The sequence below is a fragment of the Celeribacter arenosi genome (assembly GCF_039539485.1).
Lineage (GTDB): Bacteria > Pseudomonadota > Alphaproteobacteria > Rhodobacterales > Rhodobacteraceae > Celeribacter > Celeribacter arenosi.
Map to the genome: position 1 here is coordinate 231,986 of NZ_BAABDF010000007.1, position 15,267 is coordinate 247,252.

14 protein-coding genes and 1 riboswitch are annotated in these 15,267 nt (G+C 58.5%); all 14 genes read left to right on the plus strand.

Annotated elements, in window-relative coordinates:
- Positions 1-109 precede the first annotated feature (109 nt).
- The 14 genes from miaB (at position 110) to ihfB (ending at position 15,246) form a co-directional block, all read left to right on the plus strand.
- The gene (gene miaB, locus ABD815_RS08765) at positions 110-1,435 is read left to right on the plus strand and encodes a tRNA (N6-isopentenyl adenosine(37)-C2)-methylthiotransferase MiaB (RefSeq protein WP_344846395.1); all 1,326 of its coding nucleotides are present in this window, start codon (positions 110-112) and stop codon (positions 1,433-1,435) included.
- A 382-nt stretch (positions 1,436-1,817) separates the two neighbouring features.
- Entirely contained in the window at positions 1,818-2,828 is a 1,011-nt protein-coding gene (locus tag ABD815_RS08770; RefSeq protein WP_344846397.1) for a PhoH family protein, read from the plus strand.
- Between the two features lie 17 nt (positions 2,829-2,845).
- Positions 2,846-3,334 (plus strand): rRNA maturation RNase YbeY, encoded by a 489-nt coding sequence (gene ybeY / locus ABD815_RS08775; protein WP_344846399.1) that lies wholly within the window; start codon positions 2,846-2,848, stop codon positions 3,332-3,334.
- Positions 3,335-3,376: 42 nt separating this feature from the next.
- Positions 3,377-4,342 carry a hemolysin family protein gene (locus tag ABD815_RS08780; RefSeq protein ID WP_344846401.1) on the plus strand — a complete coding sequence of 322 codons (966 nt, stop codon included), beginning with the start codon at positions 3,377-3,379 and terminating at the stop codon, positions 4,340-4,342.
- A complete protein-coding gene (lnt, locus tag ABD815_RS08785) occupies positions 4,343-5,809 on the plus strand; it encodes an apolipoprotein N-acyltransferase (protein WP_344846402.1) in 1,467 nt (488 codons plus the stop codon).
- A gap of 48 nt (positions 5,810-5,857) precedes the next feature.
- Positions 5,858-5,906, plus strand: a riboswitch (SAM-SAH riboswitch).
- A 6-nt stretch (positions 5,907-5,912) separates the two neighbouring features.
- Positions 5,913-7,094 (plus strand): methionine adenosyltransferase, encoded by a 1,182-nt coding sequence (gene metK, locus ABD815_RS08790; protein ID WP_344846403.1) that lies wholly within the window; start codon positions 5,913-5,915, stop codon positions 7,092-7,094.
- Positions 7,095-7,258: 164 nt separating this feature from the next.
- Complete coding sequence (trmB, locus tag ABD815_RS08795) at positions 7,259-7,975, plus strand: tRNA (guanosine(46)-N7)-methyltransferase TrmB (protein WP_344846404.1); 717 nt, start codon at positions 7,259-7,261, stop codon at positions 7,973-7,975.
- 69 nt (positions 7,976-8,044) lie between these two features.
- On the plus strand, positions 8,045-9,109 hold the full coding sequence (locus ABD815_RS08800; RefSeq protein ID WP_344846406.1) for an amidohydrolase family protein: 1,065 nt from the start codon (positions 8,045-8,047) through the stop codon (positions 9,107-9,109).
- A 71-nt stretch (positions 9,110-9,180) separates the two neighbouring features.
- Positions 9,181-10,527: a 3-phosphoshikimate 1-carboxyvinyltransferase gene (gene aroA, locus ABD815_RS08805; RefSeq protein ID WP_344846408.1), complete on the plus strand. Its 1,347-nt coding sequence runs from the start codon at positions 9,181-9,183 to the stop codon at positions 10,525-10,527.
- A gap of 60 nt (positions 10,528-10,587) precedes the next feature.
- A complete protein-coding gene (locus ABD815_RS08810; protein ID WP_344846410.1) occupies positions 10,588-11,205 on the plus strand; it encodes a (d)CMP kinase in 618 nt (205 codons plus the stop codon).
- A 62-nt stretch (positions 11,206-11,267) separates the two neighbouring features.
- The gene (locus ABD815_RS08815) at positions 11,268-11,756 is read left to right on the plus strand and encodes a BLUF domain-containing protein (protein WP_344846412.1); all 489 of its coding nucleotides are present in this window, start codon (positions 11,268-11,270) and stop codon (positions 11,754-11,756) included.
- Between the two features lie 166 nt (positions 11,757-11,922).
- Positions 11,923-12,555 carry a nitroreductase family protein gene (locus ABD815_RS08820; RefSeq protein WP_344846414.1) on the plus strand — a complete coding sequence of 211 codons (633 nt, stop codon included), beginning with the start codon at positions 11,923-11,925 and terminating at the stop codon, positions 12,553-12,555.
- A gap of 329 nt (positions 12,556-12,884) precedes the next feature.
- Entirely contained in the window at positions 12,885-14,564 is a 1,680-nt protein-coding gene (gene rpsA, locus ABD815_RS08825) for a 30S ribosomal protein S1 (protein ID WP_344846416.1), read from the plus strand.
- A gap of 403 nt (positions 14,565-14,967) precedes the next feature.
- Positions 14,968-15,246 carry an integration host factor subunit beta gene (ihfB, locus tag ABD815_RS08830; protein WP_344846418.1) on the plus strand — a complete coding sequence of 93 codons (279 nt, stop codon included), beginning with the start codon at positions 14,968-14,970 and terminating at the stop codon, positions 15,244-15,246.
- The last annotated feature ends 21 nt before the right edge of the window (positions 15,247-15,267 follow it).

Genomic DNA, 15,267 nt, shown 5'->3' on the forward strand with positions numbered 1-15,267 from the left:
GCCTTTGGGTGACCGGTCAGGCGGGCATCCGCCAAAACCCATTTGCCCCAATGCGCCGCTTCCTATAGAGAACCGCTTTGTCTTTCCCTTGATATGCGCGGGCGGGCCCATGGCTGGCGAGAAGAAACTCTACATCAAAACCTACGGCTGTCAGATGAACGTCTACGACAGTGAACGCATGGCCGAAGCGCTGGGCGGGTCGGGCTATGCCGAGGTGTCGAGCCCCGAAGAGGCGGACATGATCCTTCTCAACACCTGCCACATCCGCGAAAAGGCCGCCGAAAAAGTCTACTCCGAACTGGGCCGCTACAAGGATCTCAAAATCGCGAAGCCGGACCTGAAAATCGGTGTCGCTGGATGTGTGGCGCAGGCCGAGGGCGAAGAGATCATGCGCCGTCAGCCCATGGTCGATCTGGTAGTTGGCCCGCAAAGCTACCACCGCTTGCCGGAGTTGGAGCGACGCGCAGGCGGGGGTGTTAAGGCGCTCGATACCGAGTTTCCCGAAGAAGATAAATTCGAGAAACTCACAGCCCGCCCCAAAGCGAAACGCGCCCCTGCGGCTTTTCTGACCGTTCAGGAAGGGTGCGATAAATTCTGCGCCTTCTGCGTTGTGCCCTATACCCGTGGCGCCGAAGTGTCGCGTCCGGTGGATCGCATCTTTCGCGAAGCTGAAGACCTCGTGGAGCGCGGCGTGCGCGAGATTACCTTGCTGGGGCAGAACGTGAATGCCTACCACGGTGAGGGGAGCGATGGGACTTGGGGGCTCGCGCGCCTGATCCGGCGGTTGGCGGAAATCGACGGGCTCAAACGCATCCGTTTCACCACCTCCCATCCCAACGATATGGATGACGACCTGATCGCAGCTCATGGTGATTGCGAAAAACTCATGCCCTATCTGCATCTGCCCGTGCAGTCCGGTTCCGACCGCATTCTCAAGGCCATGAACCGCAAACACACCGCCGCCGAATACATTCGCCTGATAGAGCGGATGCGTGAAGTGCGTCCCGACATTGCCCTGTCCGGCGATTTCATCACCGGCTTTCCCGGTGAAACGGATGCGGACTTCGAAGACACCATGGCGCTGGTGCGCGAGGTCAAATACGCCTCCGCGTTTTCGTTCAAATACTCACCCCGTCCAGGCACGCCCGCGGCAGAAAAGGGTGACAAGATGGTTGATCCTGCCGTGGCAACCGAACGTCTGTACCGCTTGCAGGAGTTGATCACCGCGCAACAACGTGAATTCCAGAATGCCATGGTCGGGCGCGAAGTCTCCGTTCTGATAGAGCGGGCAGGGCGGATGCCGGGTCAAATGGTTGGCAAGTCGGAACATCTGCATGCGGTTTATGTGACCGATACCGTGGCCGTGGGCGACATGGTGCGAGTCGCGATTACTGAAAGCGCGACAAACTCTCTGGGCGGTCGGGTGATCCGTTAACCATAGTATCGTCGCGGGACAGTCTCCCCAATTTATCAAGACTGGATACGAAACCCGATACAATACCTTTGCGATTAAGTCTTATTGGCGTCGGACAACCTGCTAAGTTCAGGGTGTCGCCTCGGGTTCCCTTGGCGATCGGCGCGACGACATCGCAGTGAGGGGCCTGGCGTCGCGCCACCAATCCCAGTTCGCGTTAACTATTTTTGGCGCGCTTGCGGCGCGCGGATCCGGCATTGTTTTCACTGTGCCTGTTGACTGTGCAATCACGCGCCTCACACGCAAATTTGTGCTCCGTAGAAGAAGATTTTGTGTCCCCGCTTGCTTTGAACGCAATCCCTTGCCAAGCTGAGGGTATAGAATCTTCCTAGGGAGACAGTATTTGGGCCTGAGCGCGTTAACCCCCCCGACCTCGAAGGACGCAGTCCACGAAACGTTGCTGGAATTTCACGACAACAGGTTGTTGATCGACCTGTGCGGGGAATTCGACCGAAACCTCGCCCAGATTGAGCACAAACTGGATGTTCAGATCGTGCGACGCGGCAATATGCTGTCTGTCATGGGCACGGGGGACGGGCGCGGTAAAGCCAGCGCGGTGCTTCAGGAACTCTACAGTAAACTGGAAGCGGGCCGCGAAATCGACGCGGGCGAGATCGACGGCATGATCCGTATGGGGTCGAAGGATCCTGAGGGAAAAACGCTTGGCGACCAGATGGAAATGTTCAAGCGCGGCGATATCGAGATCAAGACCCGCAAAAAGCTTGTCGAGCCACGCACCGAAGCGCAGAAGGCCTATGTGGCCAACCTGTTCAAAAACGAACTGGCTTTCGGAATTGGTCCTGCGGGTACCGGCAAAACATATTTGGCGGTCGCGGTGGGCGTTAACATGCTCATCAATGGCGTGGTCGATAAAATGATCCTCTCGCGCCCCGCCGTCGAGGCGGGAGAGCGGCTCGGGTTTTTGCCCGGCACGCAGGATGAGAAAGTCGATCCTTATATGCAGCCGCTCTATGATGCGCTGAACGACTTTCTGCCGGCCAAGCAGGTTCTCAAGATGCGTGAAGAGAAAGTCATCGAGATTGCGCCGCTTGCCTTCATGCGGGGGCGTACGCTCAGCCGTGCCTTTGTGGTCCTCGACGAGGCTCAGAACGCAACAACTATGCAGATGAAGATGTTCCTGACCCGTTTGGGTGAGGGGTCGCGTATGGTGATTACCGGCGACCGGTCTCAGGTCGATTTGCCCCGCGGGGTTCAATCGGGTCTGCGGGACGCGGAACGCATTCTGGCTGACGTCAAACAAGTGTCGTTTAACTATTTCACCTCCAAGGACGTCGTGCGACATCCGCTTGTCGCCGCGATCATCGAAGCTTATGAGGCCGACGAGGCGCAATAAGCAGGAGTTCCGGGCCAATGCCCATCGAGGTTGTGATCGAAGATGCCCGTTGGGAAACGGCGGGCATGGACGCGCTCGCGCAGGCGGCTATTGGGGCATTGTGCGCGCATCTGGGAATTGATGTCGAAGCCTGCGAAGGGGCTGTTCTAGCCTGTGATGATCCCCGCATCCGTGAACTCAACGCAGGGTTTCGCGAAAAAGACAAAGCCACCAATGTGCTATCGTGGCCCGCAGAGGAACGCGCAAACCCCGGAAACCGCCCCACATTGCCACAGCCGGACTTTGAGGGGGCGATAGAATTGGGGGATGTGGCGATTTCCTTTGACACCTGCGCGCGGGAAGCCGATGAGCAGGGCAAATCATTTGACCATCATGTAACCCATTTGCTCGTTCATGGACTGTTACATCTGTTGGGCTATGATCACATCACCGACGAAGATGCCGAAATAATGGAAGGCACGGAGACGGAGATACTTGTCATTATGGGTCTACCGGACCCATATTAGAGATCTACCCACGAAATGGGTAAGTAATACTGGAAAGGGCCTATGGGCGATAAAGAGCCTGGATCTTCTACGGCAGCGCAGAGCGCGCCGCTGGATCCTTTGAGTAAGAGTGGCGCGTCTTCGGACGCGTCTCGTGTAGTTGAGCGCCGGCCAAAATCCATGTGGAGTCGCTTCGCGACCCTCCTTGGTTCATCGAAATCAGCCGAAACATCACCCGTTAGCGCGCCCCCAGCCATGGCCGTGACATCATTGTCGCGTCCGGGAATGGTGAACCTGCGCCGGATGCGTGTGGATGACGTGATGGTCCCCAAGGCAGAGGTGGTCGCCGTTCCCCATGATATCCGCAAAGATGATCTGGTGACGATCTTCCGCGACAGTGGAATGACGCGTCTGCCGGTTTATCAGGGCACAATGGATAGCCCCATTGGTCTGGTGCACCTAAAAGACTTTGCCTTGGGCCACGGCTTCAATGGCAAAGGCGAACGGTTCAACCTCAAACGGATGGTGCGCCCTCTTCTTTATGCCCCGCCCTCAATGCCCATCGGTGTTCTTTTGCAAAAGATGCAGAGCGAACGGATGCACATGGCGCTCGTGATTGATGAGTATGGTGGTGTCGACGGTTTGGTGACGCTGGAAGATCTGGTCGAACAGGTTATCGGCGAGATCGAAGACGAACACGACACGGAAGAGGACGCCTTTTGGTCCAAATCCGCGCCGGGCGTCTACATCGCACAGGCCAAGGCACCGCTCGAAGAGTTCGAGGTCGAAACCGGCCTGAAGCTCGCACCCGAGGAAGACGAAGAAGAAATCGACACCCTCGGTGGTCTGGTCTTTTTGCTGTCAGGCCGCGTTCCTGCGCGTGGCGAAGTGATCCGCCACCCTTCGGGGACCGAGTTCGAGATTGTCGATGCGGACCCGCGCCGGATCAAACGTGTGCGCGTGCGCCTGCCACAAGCGGCCCGTGCCGCACGCAAGGCTGCGGAAGTTGCGGCAAAAGTGACAGCCTGAATGGAGTGGCGTCTGCGACGGTTACTCGCCGCGCTCGGCGGTGTTGCCGTTGCGTTCGGTCAGGCGCCGCTTTCGGCTTGGCCAGTGGCGTTCGTTGGGCTGACGATCGGGGTCGTGCTTTGGGCCCGATCTAACAGCGCGCGCGATGCCGGTTGGACCGGTTGGGTGTTCGGCCTTGGCGCATTCGTAGTGTCCCTGACGTGGTTGGCCAATCCCTTCCTCGTTGAGCCATGGCGCCATGGCTGGATGATCCCCTTTGCCCTCTTCGCCATGTCAGGCGGGCTTGCCCTGTTTTGGGGCGCGGCGTTTTATCTGGCCAAGAGGTTCGACCTCGGGCTCGCTGGACTGGTGGCGCTTTGGGGCGCATTGGAGCTTGCGCGCGGATGGGTTTTCACCGGATTTCCCTGGGCATTGCCGGGATACATTTGGCTCGACACGCCGCTTGCTGCGCTCTCGGCGTGGTCGGGACCCTATGGTCTCACCCTTATTTCCTTTGCGCTGGCCGCGCTTGCGGCGGCGGCGGTTCTGCGCCGCAATGCCCCTGCACTGCTCGGTTTTGTCGTCGTGGCGGGCGCCCTGACCACTGTTGGTGTTATACTCGATCAGCCAGCACCCGCGCCCACCGATCATGTCGTTCGGGTCGTTCAACCAAATGCAAAGCAGCATCTGAAATGGGATCCTGCATACACCGATATGTTCTTTGACACCGCGCTGGCACTGACGCCGTCGCGGGCGGCCGATTTGGTGGTTTGGCCCGAAACATCCATCGCCACACCGCTCGACGGGGCAGGGCGGGAACTCGTGGCCGTCGCGCAGGCCGCCGGAAAAGCGCGTGCCATTGTGGGGCTCAATCGCGTTGACCTTTGGCAAGGCTACAACAGTGCCATTCTGCTGGACGCAACCGGCGCGCCGGAACAGATCTATGACAAACGGCATTTGGTGCCCTTTGGCGAATATATTCCTCTTCCGGGACTGTTGGAAACCATCGGTCTACAGGCGTTCACTGCGAGGAATGGCTACGGCTACTCTGCCGGTGCGGCGCCGGTCATATTTGACACACCCATTGGTCGCGCCCTGCCACTGATTTGTTACGAGGCGATTTTTCCACGGGATTTGCGCACCGAAAGCCGTCCCGACTACCTGCTGCAGATTACGAATGACGCGTGGTTTGGAACCTATTCCGGCCCCCAACAGTCACTGGCACAGGCGCGATTTCGGTCCATCGAAACCGGACTGCCCATGGTCAGAGCGGCCAACACAGGCATTTCCGCGATCATTGATGCGCGCGGCGATGTCGTGGCGTCATTGCCGCTTGGCGAGGCCGGTGCGATCGAGGCTGCATTGCCTCAGCCGTTGCCTGAAACGCCCTATGCGCGTCGCGGCGAATGGCCCGTTATCGTTTCGTTCATCATCTTACTATTGATCGGAGGTATCTCGCGGCGGGTCCGGACCCGCAGCGGGTATTAGAAATAACGGTTGACCGCCACCGACCGCCCCGATATCCGAGTCGCTTGACGGCCCGCACAACGGCTTCCTGGCGTGACGGGCGACAGCCAATGGAGCGATTTTCATGTCCCGACCGAACTATGTTTTTACCTCGGAATCCGTATCCGAGGGACATCCCGACAAGGTGTGCGACCGCATTTCCGATGCCGTGCTGGATGCCTTCCTTGCCGAGGAACCTGAAGCGCGCGTTGCCTGCGAAACCTTCGCGACCACGGATCGCGTTGTGATTGGCGGCGAAGTTGGCCTGTCAAATCAGGACCGTCTGACCGAATACATGGGCCGTATCGACGGTATCGTGCGCGATTGTGTGCGCGACATCGGTTACGAGCAGGAGAAATTCCATTGGAAGACTCTGAAGGTCTCCAATTTCCTGCACGAACAGTCCGCCCATATCGCCCAAGGTGTCGATGCCCGCGAAAACAAGGACGAAGGTGCCGGTGATCAGGGCATCATGTTCGGCTATGCCACCAATGAAACCGAGGCGTTGATGCCCGCGCCTGTCCAATACGCGCATGCTGTCCTGCGCCGCCTTGCCGAAGTGCGCAAGAATGGTACAGAGCCCGCACTCGGCCCGGATGCGAAGTCACAGCTTTCGGTGCGCTATGAAAATGGCGTTCCCGTTGGTGTGACGTCGATCGTGCTCTCGACACAGCACCTTGACGAAACGCTCGACAGTAGCGATGTGCGCGCCATCGTCGAACCCTACATTCGCGAGACGCTGCCCGATGGCTGGATCACCGGCGACACGGTTTGGCACGTCAATCCGACCGGAAAATTCGTGATTGGCGGACCAGATGGTGATGCCGGTCTCACGGGGCGCAAGATCATTGTCGATACTTATGGCGGCGCGGCACCACATGGTGGCGGGGCCTTCTCCGGCAAAGACCCGACCAAAGTGGATCGTTCCGCTGCCTACGCGGCACGCTATCTTGCAAAAAACGTCGTCGCCGCAGGTTTGGCCGATCGCTGCACCATCCAACTGTCTTACGCGATTGGCGTGGCGGCTCCCCTGTCGATCTACGCGGATCTGCATGGCACCGGCCAATTGGCCCCCGAAGTCATCGAGGCCGCGATCCCCAAGGTGATGGATCTCACGCCGCGCGGCATCAGAACGCATCTTTCGCTCAATCGGCCGATTTATCAGCGCACCGCGGCCTACGGTCACTTCGGGCGCGCGCCCGAGGCAGATGGCGGGTTCTCATGGGAACGGACCGATTTGGCAGAGGCGTTGGCCAACGCTGTGTGATGTGAACGCATATGTTAAAAAAGGCGCGTCCATAAGGGGCGCGCCTTTTTGCTTTCTAAGCGTGCGCGCGGAGCAGATGACAACCCTGCGCAGCGTTCGCGCATTCGTCCTGGAACCGCGCGCGTGGCTTGCCGAGAATGCGGCGGACTGCTAAGCGACCGCGCATGACAGAAGATACCCATAAATCCGGCGCCCCGTGGCGTAATTTCTACGGCCGCATCCATGGCAAAACTCTCAACAAGGCTCAGATCGATTACCTTGAAGAGGACCTTCCGGGTCTCGCGCCCGGTCCTGTGAGCTGGGAAGAAAACCCGGACCGCGAAAAGCTCGACCTGAAAACCCGCTTTGACGGCAGGCCGATTTGGGTCGAGATCGGATTTGGTGGCGGTGAGCATCTCGTCCATATGGCCCAGACCTATCCCGATATCGCGATCATCGGGTGCGAGCCCTTTGTGAACGGGGTGGCGATGTGTCTGGGGCGGCTGCGGCGCTGCGGAGGGCTCGACAATGTCGCCATCCATGCAGGCGACGCGCGTGATCTGTTCGATGTGCTTGAGGACGGATCCGTCGAAAGAGCGTTCCTGAACTATCCCGATCCATGGCCGAAAAAGCGCCACCACCGGCGCAGGTTCGTGACACAGGAGCATCTCGAACCCTTGCACCGCGTTCTCAAACCGGGCGCGCAGTTTCGCGTGTCGACCGATATTGAAGACTACGTGCGCCAGACGATTGAAGAGGTGCCCAAGGCCGGTTTTGGATGGCTCGCGGGTGGGCCGGACGAGTTGCACACGCCGTGGGAGGACTGGATTTCCACGCGCTATGAACAAAAAGCACTCCGTGAAGGGCGCACACCACACTACATGACTTTTGAACGTAAGTAGCGGGCGAGCGGTCTGCACAGAGCGCATCAAATCTGCTAGGCTCCCCCGAAGTAGCGTCGGGGGGACCACATGAGCGACATCCGTATTACCAATTGCCATGTGCATCTATTCACGACGGCTCATACGCCGCGCTATTTCCCGAACCGTTTCGTGGTCGTCTTTCGCTACTTCCCCGGACTGGTGCGCTTTGCGCGGTGGGTCGCGGAGTTGCTCCCCTATGAAAGCTTCGCTGCGAGCATGCTGCGCTTGGAGGCGTTCCATCGCGCGGGCCAACGCACATCACAAGCCGAGGTGTTCCGACATCTGCGCCGGTTCTACCCCGCCGACACGCGGTTCGTCGTGTTGCCGCTCGATATGGATCTGATTGGACACGGGCCCGTCGAAAAACCGATCCGTGACCAGCATGAAGAACTGGCGAAACTGACGGCGAAGCACCCTGACAACATCATTCCATTTGCCTGCGTGTATCCCGATCGCGAGGCCCCGCACACCGCGATGGAAGAGTTGCGCCACTGTGTTGAGGAACTGGGATTTCGGGGGGTTAAACTTTATCCCCCAACCGGTTTCGCGCCGGACCATCCGGTTCTGATGGACCAGATATATCCCTACTGCGTCGAAAATAATTTGCCTGTTATGGTCCATTGCTCACGTGGCGGCGTATATCTAAAGGGCTGGGATGGGGCGCAGCGCGATGCGGTATGTGAGCCCTATGCGTTCCGGCGTGTGCTTTCGTCATTTCCCGATTTGCGGCTCTGTCTGGCGCATTATGGCGGCAAGGAGGATTGGGCGTCCTATATCGATGACGGGTTCGACCCCGATCTGGCCCATTCCAAAGCCCGCAACTGGGTCTATCAAATCAACAAAATGCTCACCAGCGGGGCTTATCCGAACCTCTGGGTCGATATTTCCTACACGATGTTCCGGTTCGAGAGTTTCCAGCCGCTTTTGAAACTCTTCCTGCGTGATGAAAGCATCCGAACGCGTGTCCTGTTCGGGTCGGATTTCTATATGACACTGCAGGAAGAGCATTCCGAAAAAGCCGTCTCCCTCGCCCTGCGCGATGCGTTGGGCGAAGAGATTTTCGGCGACATCGCCCAGCACAATCCTGAAATTTGGCTCGGTGAGCGGACGTAATCCGGTAGACGCGCAAATCACCTTGCGGTAACTCCGGCGGCGAACCACGATCATTCGAGCGAGGAACGTCAATGTCCGCCCACGCAACCCCGATCCCGATGTCTGCGCGCAAAAGCGGCGCGCTCAAAGGTACAGCCTCTATTCCGGGCGACAAATCCATTTCCCATCGTGCTTTGATTTTCGGCGCGATGGCTGTCGGGGAAACACGCATTTCGGGCCTTCTGGAAGGTCAGGACGTTCTTGATACCGCCAAGGCGATGCAGTCGCTGGGGGCCGCAATTTCGCGCGAGGGGACAGGTGAATGGCGCGTCAACGGTGTTGGCGTCGGCGGGTTTAGCGAGCCCGAAGATGTGATCGATTGTGGCAACTCGGGCACCGGCGTGCGCCTGATCATGGGCGCGGTCGCGACGCATGATTTTGCCACGACCTTTACCGGCGATGCCTCCCTGCGCAAACGGCCAATGGGGCGTGTCACCGATCCGCTGGCTCTGTTTGGCGCACGCTCAGTTGGCCGCTCTCAGGGGCGTCTACCCCTTACGCTGATTGGTGCGGCGGAACCGGTTCCTGTGACCTACACGACGCCCGTGCCCTCCGCGCAGGTGAAGTCGGCCGTGCTTCTCGCGGGCCTCACCGCGCCGGGGAAAACCGTCGTGATTGAAAAAGAAGCCACCCGCGATCACACCGAACGGATGCTCAAAGGGTTCGGTGCCGATATCACCACCGAAAAGACCGCCGAGGGCTACAAGATCACGCTCACCGGCCAGCCGGAGCTAAAGCCACAGGACGTGGCCGTTCCGCGCGATCCCTCGTCTGCGGCCTTTCCTGTCTGTGCGGCGCTGATCGTCGAAGGCTCCGAAATCTTCGTGCCCGGTGTTAGCCAGAACGGAACACGCAACGGGCTCTACACCACTCTGGTCGAGATGGGCGCGGACATAGCCTATGAAAACGAGCGCGAAGAGGGCGGCGAACCCGTCGCGGACCTGCGCGTGAAATATTCGAAGCTCAAAGGCATCGACGTGCCGCCCGAGCGGGCCGCATCGATGATTGATGAATACCCGATCCTCTCTGTTGTCGCCTCCTTTGCAGAGGGCAAAACGGTAATGAAGGGCGTAAAGGAATTGCGCGTCAAGGAAAGCGACCGGATCGATGCGATGGCGCGTGGTCTGGAGAAATGCGGGGTCACGATCGAGGAAGATCACGACACATTGATCGTTCACGGTTTGGGGCCAAATGGCGTCAAAGGCGGCGCAACCTGCGAGACCCATATCGACCACCGTATCGCGATGTCGTTTCTGGTTCTTGGCATGGCCGCGCAGAACGGCTGCCAGGTTGACGACGGCTCGCCCATTGCGACATCCTTTCCCGATTTTGAAAAATTGATGACCGGCCTTGGCGCAGAGGTTTCGCGCGACAACTAACGGCGTTTGACACAGCGCCTGCTTGCGGCGAAAAAGGTTGCCCGATTGAAGGAGTTTGCCATGCCGTTCTGTGTCGCTATTGATGGTCCCGCCGCAGCCGGTAAGGGAACTGTCGCGCGCGCGGTTGCGAGCGAATTCGACCTTGCCTACCTCGACACGGGTCTATTGTACCGCGCGACCGGTGCGAAAACCTATGAGGGACTGTCACCCATTGACGCCGCACAGAGCCTCACTGCCGATGATCTCGCGCGGGATGATCTGCGCAGTGGCGATGCGGGACAGGCGGCCAGCCGCGTCGCAGCGATCCCCGAGGTTCGCGCGGCTTTGGTCGATTTCCAGCGTGCTTTTGCCCGCCGCTCTGGTGGTGCTGTGCTGGACGGGCGCGATATTGGCACGGTCATTTGTCCGGAAGCCGAGGTCAAACTCTACATTACCGCAACCGATGAAGTGCGCGCGCGTCGACGCCACGCAGAACTCATCGCGTCGGGTGAAGATGTGAGCGTCGAGGAGGTGCTTGAAAACCTGCGCGAACGCGACGAACGCGACAGCGCGCGCGCGGCGGCCCCTCTCATACCCGCCGACGATGCAATGGTGATCGATACATCCGATATGACAATTGATGAGGCGGTCAAAATAGTGGCGCAGATTGTTTCGCAGGCCATGGCTGCGCGGGTTTAAGTTGATTAAAACAGTATGGCGTGGGTAGTTGGTCCACAGGGCGAAATTTCAAGGCCACGAAGATGCTTCAGCTTCTCTACAGATCCGTTGCAATCAATCCCGAATTGGATTCCAGCGACATCGAAATTCTGCGCGCAGCGCTGGTCAATAATCGCGCGGCCGGCGTCACCGGATACCTGTGGCGTGCTGAAATGCAGTTCTTTCAGGTCCTCCATGGCACCGAAGACGCCGTGCGTTCGATCTTTGCCCGCATCCTCAAAGACCCGCGTCACCACTCCATCGAGGTCCTGCATGACGCACATACCGACCAGCCGACGCGGTTCTCGGAGTGGTCAATGGGCTATGACATTGTCGGTGCGGATATACTCGGCGTGTCACTGCAACTCGATGGCACCCGTCCGCCCATTTCGCCCGAAAAGGCGATGCGTGTGATTGATGAAATGGCTCAGGCTGCGCGTGACGCCAGCGAATTCGGGGGCGCATTCCCCTTTGCGCGCAAACCCAAAGAGAGCGAGGGCGACTATATCGCGCGCCTCGCACGACTGACCTGAGGTTTGCCCGCAGCATGGTGGCGGCGGCGCGATATTAAAGCCTGCACGACCCTGCATTGGCGCACAGGCATTCTGCACCTGCGAAGGTTGCCGCCGACCCCGTAACACATCAAGTACACAATCTGATTTATACGCGCGCCCGCTGTGGGTGCAGTTCGAAGGATTGATGATGCTTGATAATCTGGACTGGCGCTACGCCGTCAAAAAAATGGACCCGACAAAACCGGTGTCCGATGAAAAAATCGCGGGTCTGCTCAAAGCTATCCGGTTCGCACCGACGTCTTCGGGCCTTCAGCCGTTCAAAGTCTTCGTGATCACGAACACCGAGACCCGCGAAAAAATCGCGGCGGCGGCAATGAACCAGGCGCAGATCCTGGAAGGGTCGCATGTTCTCGTCTTCGCAGGCTTTGACAACTACACCGAAGAGCGCATCGAAGAAGTCGTCGCCCAGCACGCCGAGGAACGTCCCGGCACCCGTGAAGCGTTGGATGCATATTACGACATGCTCAAGTCCATCTATCTTCCCCGCGACGCACATGTGAACGCGGAACATGCGGCGCGTCAGGCCTATATCGCGCTCGGCTTTGCTCTGGCGGCTGCGGCAGAGTTGGAAATCGACACGACACCGATGGAAGGGTTCGATCCCGCCGCGGTTGACGCCATTCTCGGACTGCCCGAGCAGGGGTTGAAATCCCTGTCCATTCTCGCCGTTGGCACCCGTGCCGAAGAAGGTGATTGGCTCGTAAACATGAAAAAGGTGCGCAAACCGGATGAAGCCCTGTTCGTGCGCATCGATTGACCGCCCGATCTGAATTGAAGATATTGCATGGGGCCGCTCTTTTTGGGCGGCCCTTTTTGCATGCATGCGGCGCAGTCACCCATGCCCCGCGAACGTGCTTTGCCCTTGCCTATATGGCCTAAACGGCCTATACGCGCGCCTGTCTGAAGGCCGTTAAGAGTCGTGGGCAAGGGTGAGCAGGGTCCGAGGGAAACCTCCGGCCCTTCTTGTTTGTGTTTGCGCACCCTGATCTGCGACACGCCAAAAACGACCCGAGACGAAATGAAACTAAGACCCGTGGAGACAACCGCGCGGCCCGCATAAACGTTTGAAAAGGAAATTGAGACCACATGGCTCAGAACGTATCTATGGAGGACTTCGAAGCCCTTCTGAATGAAAGCTTCGAAATTGACACACCCGAAGAGGGGTCTGTCGTTAAAGGCAAAGTGCTTGCGATTGAAGCAGGTCAGGCCATCATCGACGTCGGCTACAAAATGGAAGGCCGTGTCGATCTTAAAGAATTCGCAAATCCCGGTGAAGCACCGACCGTTGCCGTAGGCGACGAAGTCGAAGTCTTCCTCGACCGCGTCGAGAACGCCCGCGGCGAAGCCGTTATTTCCCGTGACAAAGCCCGTCGCGAAGAAGCATGGGATCGTCTCGAAAAAGCCTATGCAGCAGAAGAGCGCGTCGAAGGCGCAATCTTTGGCCGCGTCAAAGGTGGCTTCACGGTTGACCTCGGCGGCGCAGTTGCGTTCCTTCCGGGTTCGCAAGTTGACGTGCGCCCCGTGCGCGACGCAGGCCCGCTCATGGGTCTCAAGCAGCCGTTCCAAATCCTCAAGATGGACCGTCGTCGTGGCAACATCGTTGTCTCCCGTCGTGCGATCCTCGAAGAGTCCCGTGCAGAACAGCGCGCTGAAGTTATCGGCAACCTCACCGAAGGTCAGGAAGTTGACGGCGTGGTCAAGAACATCACCGAATACGGTGCGTTTGTTGACCTTGGCGGCGTAGACGGCCTGCTGCACGTCACCGACATGGCATGGCGCCGTGTGAACCACCCATCCGAGATCCTCACAATCGGTGAGACGATCAAGGTTCAGGTGATCAAGATCAACAAAGAGACCCACCGTATCTCCCTCGGCATGAAACAGCTGCAGGACGATCCTTGGGATGCCGTCGAAGCCAAGTTCCCGCTGGAGTCCGTTCACACGGGCCGCGTGACGAACATCACCGACTACGGTGCATTCGTCGAGCTGGAGCCAGGCGTCGAAGGTCTTGTCCACGTCTCCGAAATGTCCTGGACGAAAAAGAACGTCCACCCGGGCAAAATCGTCTCCACCTCGCAGGAAGTGGAAGTCATGGTTCTCGAGATCGACAGCGCGAAACGTCGCGTTTCCCTCGGCCTCAAGCAGACCATGCGCAACCCGTGGGAAGTCTTTGCTGAAACCCATCCCGAAGGCACGCCTGTTGAAGGTGAAGTCAAGAACATCACCGAATTCGGTCTGTTCGTTGGCCTCGAAGGCGAGATCGACGGTATGGTTCACCTCTCCGACCTGTCTTGGGAAGAGCGTGGCGAAGACGCTATCCAGAACTACCACAAGAACGACATGGTCAAAGCCGTTGTCACCGAGGTTGATGTCGAGAAAGAGCGTATCTCGCTCTCGATCAAAGCCCTCGACGACAGCTTCTCTGGTGCTGTTGAAGGCGTGAAACGTGGTTCCATCGTGACCGTGACTGTCACCGCGATCGAAGATGGCGGCATCGAAGTAGAATATGAGGGTGCCAAATCCTTCATTCGCCGCTCCGACCTGTCGCGTGACCGTGCCGAGCAGCGCCCTGAGCGCTTCCAGATCGGTGACCACATCGACGTGCGCGTGACCAACGTGGACCAGAAAACCCGTCGTCTGGGTCTGTCCATCAAAGCCCGCGAGATTGCAGAAGAAAAAGAGGCCGTCGAACAGTACGGTTCCTCCGCTTCCGGTGCGTCGCTCGGCGACATTCTCGGCGCTGCTCTGAAGACCGGCGACGAATAAGTCTAGGTTCCAAGCGAACTGATTTTAAGCGGCCCCGGAGAGATCCGGGGCCGTTTTTCGTTTTGGGCAAAGGCGGATGCCCTTCATGCGCACGCTTTTCGGGGTTTTGGTCGCTTGGAGCATCGGCGTGAAACGGGTGGCGCTCTTTGCGCAGCCGCCTGACAATGGCTGAAACGCGCCGAATCGCGCTACGCGTGCCGCAATGCAGCAACCGGTGAGGGAGGTGCCATCGAGGCCCGTTGATTTGAAAAAGGCAAATTTTCTTGCCCAAACTCAGGGTATTAGGCCGAAAAAACACCTCTCAGCGCGCATGTGGCTATTCCACGAAACCACATCGCCCCCTATAGTCTGGGCAAGCCTGCATCACGAGACGGGCCCAACGCCGACAAAAACGGGGGAATTCATGATCCGGTCTGAACTCATTCAGAAGATCGCAGACGAGAACCCGCATCTCTACCAAAGAGACGTGGAGCGGATCGTGAACACCATTTTCGAAGAGATTATCGAATCCATGGCGCGCGGCGACCGTGTCGAGCTGCGTGGGTTTGGCGCATTCTCGGTGAAAAAACGCGATGCCAGACTGGGTCGTAACCCACGGACCGGCGAGAGTGTGCCGGTGGAAGAGAAGCATGTGCCTTTCTTCAAAACCGGTAAGCTGTTACGAGATCGTCTGAACGATTGATCCGACCCTATTCGAGAGGAG

Excerpts from the sequence above, each read along its gene's own strand:
- ABD815_RS08820 (WP_344846414.1), top strand. The coding sequence starts at position 11,923 with ATGATGCTTGATAATCTGGACTGGCGCTACGCCGTCAAAAAAATGGAC.
- ABD815_RS08815 (WP_344846412.1), top strand. The coding sequence starts at position 11,268 with ATGCTTCAGCTTCTCTACAGATCCGTTGCAATCAATCCCGAATTGGAT.
- ihfB (WP_344846418.1), top strand. The coding sequence starts at position 14,968 with ATGATCCGGTCTGAACTCATTCAGAAGATCGCAGACGAGAACCCGCAT.
- metK (WP_344846403.1), top strand. The coding sequence starts at position 5,913 with ATGTCCCGACCGAACTATGTTTTTACCTCGGAATCCGTATCCGAGGGA.
- ABD815_RS08810 (WP_344846410.1), top strand. The coding sequence starts at position 10,588 with ATGCCGTTCTGTGTCGCTATTGATGGTCCCGCCGCAGCCGGTAAGGGA.
- rpsA (WP_344846416.1), top strand. The coding sequence starts at position 12,885 with ATGGCTCAGAACGTATCTATGGAGGACTTCGAAGCCCTTCTGAATGAA.
- miaB (WP_344846395.1), top strand. The coding sequence starts at position 110 with ATGGCTGGCGAGAAGAAACTCTACATCAAAACCTACGGCTGTCAGATG.
- ybeY (WP_344846399.1), top strand. The coding sequence starts at position 2,846 with ATGCCCATCGAGGTTGTGATCGAAGATGCCCGTTGGGAAACGGCGGGC.
- ABD815_RS08800 (WP_344846406.1), top strand. The coding sequence starts at position 8,045 with ATGAGCGACATCCGTATTACCAATTGCCATGTGCATCTATTCACGACG.
- aroA (WP_344846408.1), top strand. The coding sequence starts at position 9,181 with ATGTCCGCCCACGCAACCCCGATCCCGATGTCTGCGCGCAAAAGCGGC.
- lnt (WP_344846402.1), top strand. The coding sequence starts at position 4,343 with ATGGAGTGGCGTCTGCGACGGTTACTCGCCGCGCTCGGCGGTGTTGCC.
- ABD815_RS08780 (WP_344846401.1), top strand. The coding sequence starts at position 3,377 with ATGGGCGATAAAGAGCCTGGATCTTCTACGGCAGCGCAGAGCGCGCCG.
- trmB (WP_344846404.1), top strand. The coding sequence starts at position 7,259 with ATGACAGAAGATACCCATAAATCCGGCGCCCCGTGGCGTAATTTCTAC.